The following is a 12,486-nucleotide window of genomic DNA, read 5'->3' on the forward strand; positions in this document are numbered from 1 at the left end:
CGGGTTGTCCGACGCCGACACCCGATGGTGGTGTGGTTTCACATGTTCGACAGGCAGGATGAGCAGAGTTTCATGGTTCGCGTAGTGGGGGACGTCAAGGAAAAAGAGGCACTCCTGTTGGTGCGAGCATGACGCGCCCAACTCGTGTCCGCCCCGCCAGAACCCGACGACCGCGGGTCATCACGCTGCCCCAGCTGATGGCGACCGCCGCGGAGGCGAACCCCGACGGCATCGCGCTGACCTACGCGGACGCCACGGCGACACTGTCGCAACTGAGCTACGCGGAGCTGGACGAGCGGTCGACCCGGTTGGCCCGGCTGCTCATCGACCGCGGGATCGGGCCGGAAGATCTGGTCGCCATCGGCATCCCCCGCTCGATCGAGTCGGTGACCGCCGTCTGGGCGGTGGCCAAGTCGGGCGCCGGTTTCGTCCCGGTGGACCCGAACTATCCGGCCGACCGGATCGACCACATGGTGAAGGATTCCGGTGCGGTCTTCGGCCTGACCACGCGCGCGGCCGCCGCGCAGCTGCCCGGCCAGGTCGAGTGGCTGGCCATCGATGACGAGTCCTGCCTGCGCTCGCTCGAGCGCTATTCCACCGAGCCGATCACCAACGCGGATCGGCTCGGCCGTCTCCATGCCGAACATCCGGCGTACGTCATCTATACGTCCGGTTCCACCGGCAGACCGAAGGGCGTGGTCGTCACGCAGGCCGGTCTGTCGAGTTTCTGCGACGAACAGCGCGAGCGATACCAGGTCGTCAGTGCTTCGCGGACACTGCATTTCGCGTCGCCTTCGTTCGACGCGTCGGTGCTGGAGTTGCTGCTCGCGGTGGGTGGCGCGGCGACGATGGTGATCGCGGCGCCGACGGTGTTCGGCGGCGAAGAATTGGCCGCTCTGCTGCGTCGAACAGGTGTGACGCACGCGTTCATCACGCCTGCCGCGCTGGCGTCGGTCGAGCCTGCCGGGTTGGACGAATTGCGGGTCGTGGTCGCGGGTGGCGAGGCGTGCCCGCCGGAGTTGGTGCGGCGCTGGGTTATTCCGGTGGCGAACGGACGGACCCGGGAGTTCTTCAACGGGTACGGCCCCACCGAGACCACGATCATGACGAATATCAGTGCGCCGCTGGTGCCGGACGAGCTGGTCACCATCGGCGGGCCGATCCGCGCGATCACCGAATACGTGCTGGACGAGCGGCTTTCGCCGGTGCCGGACGGCGTCATCGGCGAGCTGTACATCGCGGGCGCGCAGGTGGCGCGTGGCTACCACCAGCGGCCCGGGCTCAGCGCGGCCCGCTTCGTGGCAAACCCCTTCGATCCCAACGGTGCTCGGCTCTACCGCACCGGCGATCTGGTCCGCTGGGTGGCCGACGGCAGGCTGGAGTACGCGGGCCGCAACGACTTCCAGGTGAAGGTGCGTGGCTTCCGGATCGAGCTGGGCGAGATCGACGCCGTGCTCGCCGCGCACGACAGCATCGATTTCGCGGTCACCGTCGGTCATCAGCTGGAGAACGGGTCGACGATTCTCGCGTCCTACGTGCTGGCCGCCCCGGGCGCCGCGGTAGAGGTCGCCGAACTCGTCGCGCTCGCCGAGCGCAGCCTGCCCGCGCACATGGTGCCGACCGCGATCACGATGCTCGACGAGATCCCGCTGACCCCGGTCGGCAAGCTGGACCGGCGCGCACTGCCCGCACCGCAGTTGCAGACCAAGGAGTTCCGGGCGCCGAGCGGGCAATGGGAACAGCTGGTCGCCGACATCTTCGGCGAGCTGCTGGACAGCGATGTCCCGGTCGGCGCCGACGACGACTTCTTCGAGCTGGGCGGCAACTCCCTGATCGCGACGAAGGTCGTGGCCCGCATCGGTGCGCAGATCAGCGCCCGGGTACCGGCCAGGACCGTGTTCGAGGCGCCGACCGTCGCCGCTCTGGCAGCGCGGCTCGCTCCGCTGGCCGGGGCGGGCGGGCGCGCCGCGCTCACGCGAATGCCACGGCCGGAACATATTCCGCTGTCGCTCGCGCAGCAGCGGATGTGGTTCCTGAACCAGTTCGATACGGCCTCGGCGGCCAACAACATTCCGTTCGCGATCCGGCTGACCGGCGCGCTCGACGTGGCGGCGCTGCGTGCGGCGGTGGCCGATCTGGTCGAGCGGCACGAGACCCTGCGCACGGTCTATCCCGCGCTGGACGGCACCGGCCACCAGGTGATTCTGCCTGCGGCGCAGGCGACTCCGGAGCTGGCGGTGACCCAGGTCGCGGCCGCCGACCTGCCGGCCAGACTGGCCGAATTCGCGGTGGCCGGTTTCGACGTCGCGGCCGAGGTGCCGCTGCGCATGGCGCTGTTCGAGGTCGGCGCCGACGACTACGTGCTCGCCGTGGTGGCGCACCACATCGCGGCCGACGGCACCTCGATGGCGCCGATGGCGCGCGACCTGACCCTCGCCTACTTCGCCCGCAGCGCGGGCAACGCACCCGAATTGCCCCCGCTGCCGGTGCAATACGCCGATTACGCGCTGTGGCAGCGCGCCATGCTCGGCGACGAGAACGATCCGGCCTCCGTGGCGGCCGAGCAGATCCGTTACTGGCGCGGCGCACTGGCCGGACTGCCCGGCCGGCTCGAATTGCCCACGGACCGGCCGCGTCCCGCGCTGGCCTCCGGTCGGGGCGGCGTGCACGTGTTCGAGGTGGACGCCCGGATCCGCGCCGGATTGGACGCGATCGCGCAGGACACCGGCGCCTCGCTGTTCATGGTGGTGCACGCGGCGTTCGCGGCCCTGCTGGCCCGGCTGTCCGGCACCACCGATATCGCCGTCGGCACCCCCGTCGCGGGCCGTGGCGAAGCCGAATTGGACGACCTGATCGGCATGTTCGTCAATATGCTCGTGCTGCGCACCGAGATCGATCCGGGCGCGTCGTTCCGCGAGCTGGTCGCCGCCGCCAAAACGGTGGACCTCGCGGCGTTCTCCCATGTCGAGCTGCCGTTCGAGCGGTTGGTCGAGGTGCTCGATCCGGTGCGCTCGCAGGCGCATCATCCGCTGTTCCAGGTGGCGCTGTTCTTCCAGAACATGGACAAGCCCGCGTTGGAACTACCCGGGCTGTCCGCGTCGGCGCTCGAACTGGACGGCGCGGCAGCCAAATTCGATCTGCAACTGACGGTGACCCCGCACGAGGGCGCGGACGCGGGTCTGTCGGCCATGTTCACCTACGCGACCGACCTGTTCGACGAGGCGACCATCGCCCGCTTCGCGGCCCGGCTGCGCAGGCTGCTGCGCGCGGTGACGACCGACCCCGGCCGCCCGGTCGGCGACGCCGAACTGCTGTCGCTGGTCGAGCGTGACCGAATTCTGTTCGAGTGGAACGAGACCCGGCAGCGACTCGCGCCGGAGCTGCTGCTCGACGGCTACCGGCGCGCGGTCGGCGCCCACCCGGACGCGGTCGCGGTGGCCGACGAAGACACCACGCTCACGTATCGGGAGTTCGACGAGCGGGTCAATCGGCTCGCCCGCCTGCTGATCTCGCAGGGTGTGGGCGCGGAGTCGCTGGTCGGCTTGGCGATTCGGCGTTCGGTCGACCTCGTGGTCGGCATGTACGCGATCGTGACGGCAGGCGGGGCGTATGTGCCGCTGGATCCGGATCATCCGGCCGAGCGGATCGCGCACATCCTCGACACCGCCCAGCCCGTCTGCGTGGTCACGACTTCCGCCGATGCGGCCGCGCTGCCGGACGGCGTGGCCACCGTGGCTCTCGATATTGCCGACCTCACGGCCTTCCCGGGCAGTCCGGTCGGCGCGGCGGAACTGCTGCGCCCCGTCTCGCCGCTGAATCCCGCGTACGTCATCTTCACCTCCGGTTCCACCGGGCGGCCCAAGGGTGTCGCCGTCTCGCACGCGGCGATCGTCAACCAGCTCGTGTGGATGCTCGCCGAGTACCCGTTGACCAGCGACGACGTCTATTTCCAGAAGACCGCGACGACGTTCGACGTATCGCTGTGGGGCTTCTTCCTGCCGCTGCGGGTGGGCGCGAAGCTGGTCGTCGCGACCCCGGACGGCCATCGCGATCCGGCCTACGTCGCGGAAACCATTGCCGCGCAGTCGGTGACGGTGACCGACTTCGTGCCGTCGATGCTGACGATGTTCGCGGCGCACACCGCGAAGGGCGCGTGCCCGACGCTGGCACAGATCTTCGTGATCGGCGAGGCGCTGCCGCCGGCGACGGTCGACGCGGTGTTCGCGGTCACCGACGCGGACGTGCACAACCTCTACGGCCCGACCGAGGCCGCGGTGTCGGTGACCTACTGGCCCGCGGACGGCTCGGACACCGGTTCGGTGCCGATCGGCTTGCCGCAGTGGAACACTCGGGTCTACGTGCTCGATGCCCGCTTGCGTCCGGTGCCCGAGGGCGTGGCCGGTGAGCTGTACCTCGCGGGTGATCAGCTGGCGCGCGGTTACGTCGGGCGGCCGGATCTGACCGCGGATCGGTTCGTGGCCAACCCGTTCGGCCCGGGACAGCGCATGTACCGCACCGGTGATCTGGTGCTGTGGCGCAAGGCCGCCGGCGCGGAGACCGATGACGAGATGGTGCTCGACTACCTCGGTCGCACCGACTTCCAGGTCAAGTTCCGGGGTCAGCGGATCGAGCTGGGCGAGATCGAAACCGCTTTGCTGGCACAGCCTTCGGTGAGTCAGGCGGTCGCGCTGGTCAGCCAGTCGACGCTGGGCGACCAGCTCGTGGCCTATGCGGTGCCCGTGCCGGGCGCCCGGATCGACCCGCAGGAACTGCGCACCGCTGTCGCGGAAACGCTGCCCGCCTATATGGTTCCGGCCGCGGTCGTCGTCCTGGACGAGTTCCCGCTGAACCCGTCCGGCAAGCTCGACCGCAAGGCGCTGCCGGAGCCGATGTTCACCGCACGGGAATTCCGTGCGCCCTCGACCGCGATCGAGGAGATCGTGGCGGGCGTGTTCGGCGAGGTACTCGGCCTGACCAGGGTCGGCGCCGATGACGATTTCTTCGCCCTCGGCGGCAATTCGCTGATCGCCACCCAGGTCGTCGCGCGGCTCGGCGCCGCGGTGGGCGGCCGGGTGCCGGTGCGCACGCTGTTCGAGGCGCCGACCGTGGCCGGCCTTGCCGCCGTGGTCGATTCGCAGGTGCACGGTCGCCCCGGCGTCGCGCTCGGCAGCATCGAGCGTCCGGCGGAACTGCCCCTGTCGCTGGCGCAGCGGCGGATGTGGTTCCTCAACCGGTTCGATCAGTCCGATGACGGTTCGGCCGGTTCGGCCGCCTACAACCTGCCGTTCGCGCTGCGGTTGACCGGTGCGCTGGATGTCGAGGCGCTGGGTGCGGCGCTGGGCGATGTGGTGGCGCGGCACGAGATGCTGCGCACCGTGTACCCGGCGACCGACGCGGGCCCGATCCAGGTGGTGCTGCCGCCGAGCAGTGCCGTGCTGGACGTCACGCCGCAGGTGCTGACCGAGGCCGAGGTGGCCACCGCGGTCTACGCGCTGGCCGCGCGTCCGTTCGACGTGACCGACGAGGTTCCGGTGCGGGTCGCGCTGTACCGGATCGACGGCACGGCCGACACCTACGTCTTCGCCGTCGTCGTGCATCACATCGCCGCGGACGGCTCTTCGATGGGTCCGCTGGTGCGTGACGTGATGGTCGCCTACGCGGCGCGGACTGCGGGCGAGGCGCCCGGCTGGGCTCCGTTGCCGGTGCAGTACGCGGATTACGCGTTGTGGCAGCGTGCGGTGCTGGGTGACGAGTCCGATGCGGAATCTATTGCGGCGCAACAGATCGATTTCTGGCGTACGCACTTGGCGGGTCTGCCGGATCGGCTGGAGTTGCCTGCCGATCGGCCGCGTCCGGCGATCGCGTCCATGGCGGGCGCGCGGGTGGATGTGCGGGTCGATGCGGCTACTCATGCGGGATTGCTGGAGCTGGGCCGGGCGCACGGTGCGACGCTGTTCATGGTCGTACACACGGCGCTCGCGGTGCTGCTCGCCCGTCTGTCCGGCTCCTCGGACGTCGCCATCGGCACGCCGCTGGCCGGTCGTGGTGAGCGCGAACTCGACGATCTGATCGGCATGTTCGTCAACACCGTGGTGTTCCGGACCCGCTTCGAATCGGACGAGTCGTTCGTCGAATTGCTCGGCAGGCAGCGCGAATCCGATCTGCAGGCGTTCGCGCACGCGGATATTCCGTTCGAGCGTTTGGTCGAGGTGCTGAATCCGCCGCGCTCTACGGCGCATCATCCGCTGTTCCAGGTGGGTTTGTCGTTCCAGAACATCGCGCGCACCGCGCTGGAGTTACCCGGTCTCGCCGTCGAGGGGCTGGACGCGGATCTCGCGGTGTCGCAGTTCGATCTGCATCTGATCGTCGGCGACAGCTATGACGAGTCCGGCGTGCCCGCGGGCATGGGTGGCTTCTTCACCTATGCCACCGATCTTTTCGACGCCGCCACGGTGCAGGGCTTCGCCGAGCGGCTCACCCGAATCCTGGCCGCCGTAGTCGCGGACGCGACGACGCCGGTCGGCGATATCGAATTGCTCGACGCGGCCGAGCGCGACGAGGTGCTGGCCCGGTGGAACGCCACCGAACAGCAGGTCGACGAGTCGGCCACCTTGGCTTCGCTGCTCGACGCATCGGTGGCCGCCGATCCGCGCGCTGTCGCGCTGGTGACCGATCTGCCCGACGGGGGGCGCGAGAAGGTCACTTATGGTGAGCTGGATGCGCGGGTGAATCGTCTTGCGCGGTATTTGATTTCGGTCGGTGTGGGTCCGGAGTCGCGGGTTGCGCTGGCGTTGCGGCGCTCGGTGGATCTGATCGTGGCGATGTATGCGGTGGCGAAGTCCGGTGGTGCGTATGTGCCGGTGGATCCGGATCACGCGGCGGAGCGCACGGGCTACATCCTCGAGACCGCTGCTCCGGTGTGTGTGCTGACCCATGCCGCGGCTGAGTTCGTTACTGATGTAGCGCCTTTGGTGCGCATCGATGAGCTGGAGCTGGATGGTTTCGCTGCCACGCCGGTCACGGATGCGGAGCGGGTCGTGCCGTTGCGTGCGGAGAATACGGCGTATGTGATTTTCACGTCGGGTTCGACGGGTCGTCCTAAGGGTGTTGCGGTTTCGCATGGGGCGATTGCGAATCAGTTGCAGTGGAAGGTGACCGAGTTCGGTCTGGATGCTGCTGATGCGATTTTGTTGAAGACTGCGGCGACGTTCGATCTTTCGGTGTGGGAGTTCTGGTCGGCGGCGGTGTGTGGTGGTCGTTTGGTGATCGCTGCTGCGGATGGTCATCAGGATCCGGCGTATCTGAACGAGTTGATGGCCCGGGAGTGGGTCACCACGCTGCACGTCGTCCCCTCGATGCTGGATGCCTTGGCCAACAACGACTTCCCGACCTCGCTGTGGCGGGTGCTGGCGATTGGTGAGGCGCTGCCCGGCGGGCTGGCACAGCGATTCCTGCGCGACTATCCGCGCGTGGAGCTGTTCAACCTGTACGGCCCGACCGAGGCGGCGGTGTCGATCACCAGTCACCGGGTCGGTCGTAACGATCAGGCTTCGGTGCCAGTCGGCGGACCGGCGTGGAACAGCCACGTGTTCGTGCTGGACGCGCGGCTGCGGCCGGTGCCGGTAGGCGTGTCCGGTGAGTTGTACCTGGCCGGTGCGCAGTTGGCGCGCGGTTACTTCGGTCGCCCGGATCTGACCGCAGATCGGTTCGTGGCCAACCCGTTCGAGCCGGGCGTGCGGATGTATCGCACCGGCGATCTGGCGGCCTGGAATGCCGCGGGCGAGTTGGAGTACCGGGGCCGCACCGATTTCCAGGTGAAGATCCGTGGTTTCCGGATCGAACTGGGTGAGATCGAGGCCGCGCTGCTGGCTTTGCCGCAGATCACGCAGGCTGTAGTCGTCGCGAAGTCCGACCCGACGACTGGTGACCGACTGGTGGCCTACTTGGTGCCTGCGGACGGCGAAGTCGATGCGGCGCAGGTGACGTCCGCGCTCGGCACCGAACTGCCCTCGTACATGGTGCCTTCGGCGTTCGTTCTGCTCGATGCCTTACCGCTCAACGCGAACGGCAAGCTCGACCGGAAAGCCTTGCCGGAGCCCGAATTCGAGGCACAGGCTTACCGTGCCCCGTCGACGCCGATCGAGGAGATCGTGGCGACGGTGTACGCCGAGGTGCTCGGTGCCGAGCAGGTCGGCGCGGATGACGATTTCTTCGGTCTCGGCGGTAATTCGCTGCTGGCGACCCAGGTCGCGGCTCGGCTCGGCGCCGCACTGGATGCCCGGGTCCCGGTGCGCACCCTGTTCGAGGCGTCCACCGTCGCCGGACTCGCGGCCAAGGTCGCACAGCAGGCGGGCAGCGGCGGCCGCAAGGCGCTGGTGGCAGGCCCACGGCCGGAACAGATTCCGCTGTCGCTGGCTCAGCAGCGCATGTGGTTCCTCAACCAGTTCGACACCGCATCCTCGGTGTACAACATCCCGGCCGCGATCCGGCTGGCCGGTGACCTCGACGTCGCCGCGCTGGGCGCGGCGGTGACCGATCTGGTCGCCCGGCACGAGATCCTGCGCACCACCTATCCGCAATCCGGACTCGGCCCGGTGCAGTCCATCGCCGCGGTACCGGACGTCGCAGTGGATCTCGCCCCGACGCGGATCAGCGGGGCGGAGGTTGCCGACGCCGTATACCGCGTGGTCGCCACGGGTTTCGACGTCACCACCGAGGTGCCGTTCCGGGCCCGGCTGTTCCAGATCGACGACGCCGACTACGTGCTGGTCTTCGTGGCCCACCACATCAGCGCCGACGGCTGGTCGATGGGCCCGCTCACCCGGGACCTGATGCTGGCCTACGTCGCCCGCACCGGCGGCGCGGCCCCCACCTGGGCGCCGCTGCCGGTCCAGTACGCGGACTACAGCATCTGGCAGCGCGAGGTCCTCGGCGCCGAGGACGATCCGAAGAGCGTGATCACGCAGCAGGCCGAGTACTGGCGCGGGGTGCTGGCGGCGTTGCCGGACGAACTGGCACTGCCCACCGACCGGCCGCGGCCCGCCGTCGCGTCCTATCGCGGGGCAACTCTCGATTTCGAGATCGACGCCGAGTTGCACGCCGCGCTGGACCAGGTGGCCCAGCAGCACAATTCGACGTTGTTCATGGTGGTGCACGCGGCACTCGCGGTGCTGCTGGCCCGACTGTCCGGCAGCACGGACATCGCGATCGGCACGCCGGTCGCGGGCCGCGGCGAAGCCGAACTCGACGACCTGATCGGCATGTTCGTCAACACGCTGGTGCTGCGCAGCGAGATCGCGCCGGGCACGACCTTCGCGGCGTTGCTCGCCGCGGTGCGCGACACCGATGTCGCGGCCTTCGGCCACGCCGACCTGCCCTTCGAGCGGTTGGTCGAATTGCTCGATCCGGTCCGCTCGGCGGCCCGGCATCCGCTGTTCCAGGTCATGCTGGTGTTCCAGAACCTCGCCGAGTCCACGCTGGAGCTACCCGGACTCACCGTGGCGGGCATCGATCCGCAGGTGACCCCCGCCAAATTCGATCTCCAACTCACTGTTGCGGAACGGCCGGAGCGGCAAGGTATCTCGGCGGTCCTGACCTATGCGACCGACCTGTTCGACGCGTCGACCGTGCAGAATTTCGCGGATCGTTTCCAGCGTGTCCTGGCCGCGGTCGCCGCCGATGCGACGGCGGTGGTCGGCGATATCGACGTGCTGGCGGCGGGCGAGCGCGAACTCGTACTGTCGGAGTGGAATTCGCTCGGTGCCTGGGTTCCGGGCGCTACGCTGCCAGACCTCATCGCCGAGCAGGCGTGGCGGCGCCCTGACGCCGTCGCGATCCGCTGCGGCGCTCGAGCGCTCACGTTCGGGGAGTTGCAGTCCCGGGCCAACCAGGTGGCCAGGGCGCTGATCGCGCAAGGCGCCGGCCCGGAAACGCTGGTGGCCGTGGCCATGTCGCGCACCGAGGAACTGCCGGTGGCGCTGCTCGGTGTGCTCGCGACCGGTGCCGCCTACCTGCCGATCGATGCCGCCTATCCGGCGCAGCGATTGGAGTTCATGCTCGCCGATGCCGCGCCGGTCTGTGTGCTGACCACGCGGGCCGAACGGGACGCGGTGCCCACCGGGGAACTGCCGGTGGTATTGCTCGACGAGACAACCGCTTTCGCCGACGCACCGATTCTCGAGGCGGAGCGGCTCGCGCCGCTGCACCCGGACAACCTGGCATACGTGATCTACACCTCGGGTTCGACCGGTGTGCCGAAGGGCGTCGGTGTCGCGCACCGCAATGTCGTCGAACTGTTCGCGAACACGCAGCCGCTGTTCCGGTTCGACGAGAACGACGTGTGGACGCTGTTCCACTCGTTCGCGTTCGACTTCTCGGTCTGGGAGCTGTGGTGCGCGCTGGCGCACGGCGGGTCGGTCGTGGTGGTCGACTACCTGACCTCCCGGTCGCCGGAGCAGTTCCGCGAGTTGCTGATTCGCGAGCGGGTGACCGTGCTGAACCAGACCCCGTCGGCCTTCTACCAATTGGCCGAGGCGGATCGGGCCGCCGAGCCCGCCGAACTCGCGCTGCGTTATGTGGTCTTCGGCGGTGAGGCGCTGGATCTGCGCAAGTTGCAGCGCTGGTACGAACGTCACGGTGCGACAACCCGTTTGGTGAACATGTACGGCATCACCGAGACCACGGTGCACGTGTCGTTCCTGCCGCTCGGCCAGAGCGATGTGCGCGACGCGGCCAGCGTGATCGGCCGGGCCATCCCCGGACTGGACGCCTACGTGCTCGATCCGCGGCTGCATCCGGCGCCGTTGGACGTGCCCGGCGAGATCCATGTCGTCGGCGCGCAGCTCTCGCGCGGTTACCTCGGCAGGCCCGGCCTGACCGCGACCCGGTTCGTCGCGAATCCGTTCGGCGCACCGGGATCCCGGATGTATCGGACCGGTGACGTCGGCCGGTGGCGCGACTGCGGCGACAAGGCCCAGCTCGAGTACGCCGGGCGCAGCGACCAGCAGGTGCAGCTGCGCGGCTTCCGGATCGAACTCGGCGAGATCGAGGCGGCGCTGCTGCGCTGCGACGGCGTGCGCCAAGCCGTCACGCTCGTCCGCTCGGACGCGTACGGGGAGCGACTGATCGGCTATGTGGTCGGCGCCGAGCCAGGGGCAATTGATCCGGTGACCGTGCGTTCCGAGGTGGCCCGGTTCCTGACCGGGTACATGGTGCCGGACGCGATCGTCGTGCTCGACGCGCTGCCGCTGACGCCGAACGGCAAGCTGGACCGAAAGGCGCTGCCCGCACCGGAATTCACCGGCGCCGCCGAGTACCGGGCGCCCGAGTCGGCACTGGAGCAGGCGGTGGCGCAGGTGTTCGCCGAACTGCTCGGCGCACCGGCCGTCGGTCTCGACGACGATTTCTTCGCCCTCGGCGGCAACTCGTTGCTCGCCGCGCAGGCGGTCGGCCGACTGCGCGAAGCCACTGGCGGCTCGGTGAGCGTGCAGTGGTTCTTCACCGACGCCACGGTGGCGGGGCTGGCCGCGCGGATCGAGGCGGGAGCGGCGGGGGAGATCGACGCCAACGCCGCGCTGAACGTGCTGCTGCCGATCCGCACCGGCGGCACCGAGACGCCGCTGTTCTGTCTGCACCCGATGTACGGGCTGGCCTGGACCTACGTCGGGTTCACCCGATACCTGCCCGCCGCGCAGCCGATCTACGGCGTGCAGTCCCCGGCGTTGTCCGAGGACGGCGTGCTGCCGGAGTCGATCACGGCGCTGGCCCGTCGCTACGTGGCCGAGATCAGGGCGGTGCAGCCGGAGGGCCCGTACCGGCTGCTCGGCTGGTCGCTCGGCGGCGTGCTGGCGCACGCCATCGCGACCGAACTGCAGGCCGCGGGCCAGCGGGTCGAACTGCTGGCCATGATGGACAGCCACCCGAATCCCGACGTCGTCGGCTTCCGGACGGCACTGCGGGGCGCGCTCACCGAAGTCGGGTTCGGCGCGGACCTCGTCGCGGCCCAGGGCGATGTCTACGACCTGAGCGATCAGGCGCTGGCCGCGCTGCACGCGATGATCCCGCCGGAGCTGGTCGCCATCACCCCGGAACGGTTGCGCAGTATCTACCGCAGCGCGGTCCGTTCGGCCGAACTCATCGCCGAGCATCGGCCCGGCGTGTTCCACGGCACACTCGAGTACTTCAGTGCCGCGGTCACCGATCCCACGGATGTGCTTCGCGCCACTGCGGGTGACTGGACCGCATTTGTCTCGGGAGAGGTGGTCGATCGGCCGATCGGCGTGACCCACGCGCTCATGACCTCGCCGGAAGCGCTGGCCGAGATAGGTCCTCAGCTGGCTGTTCTGCTCGGTCGCCGGGCCTGACGAGGCCCTGCCGACGCGCGCGACACCATTCTCGCGTCGGCAGGGAATAATCGTTCCGGGCGCTCGTTTCCCGTGGTTCGTCGCTACCCTTTTCCCGGGGTCGCACCGGGCTGTGTTCGGCGTG

At 69.0% G+C, this 12,486-nt stretch carries 1 pseudogene; it reads left to right on the forward strand.

The window, feature by feature from the left end:
• Nucleotides 1–170: 170 nt before the first annotated feature.
• Nucleotides 171–12,362 (forward strand): annotated as a pseudogene (locus tag O3I_RS04145) (amino acid adenylation domain-containing protein); the annotation flags it as partial.
• Between the last annotated feature and the right edge of the window lie 124 nt (nt 12,363–12,486).

It is taken from the genome of Nocardia brasiliensis ATCC 700358, assembly GCF_000250675.2.
GTDB classification, from domain to species: Bacteria; Actinomycetota; Actinomycetes; order Mycobacteriales; family Mycobacteriaceae; genus Nocardia; species Nocardia brasiliensis_B.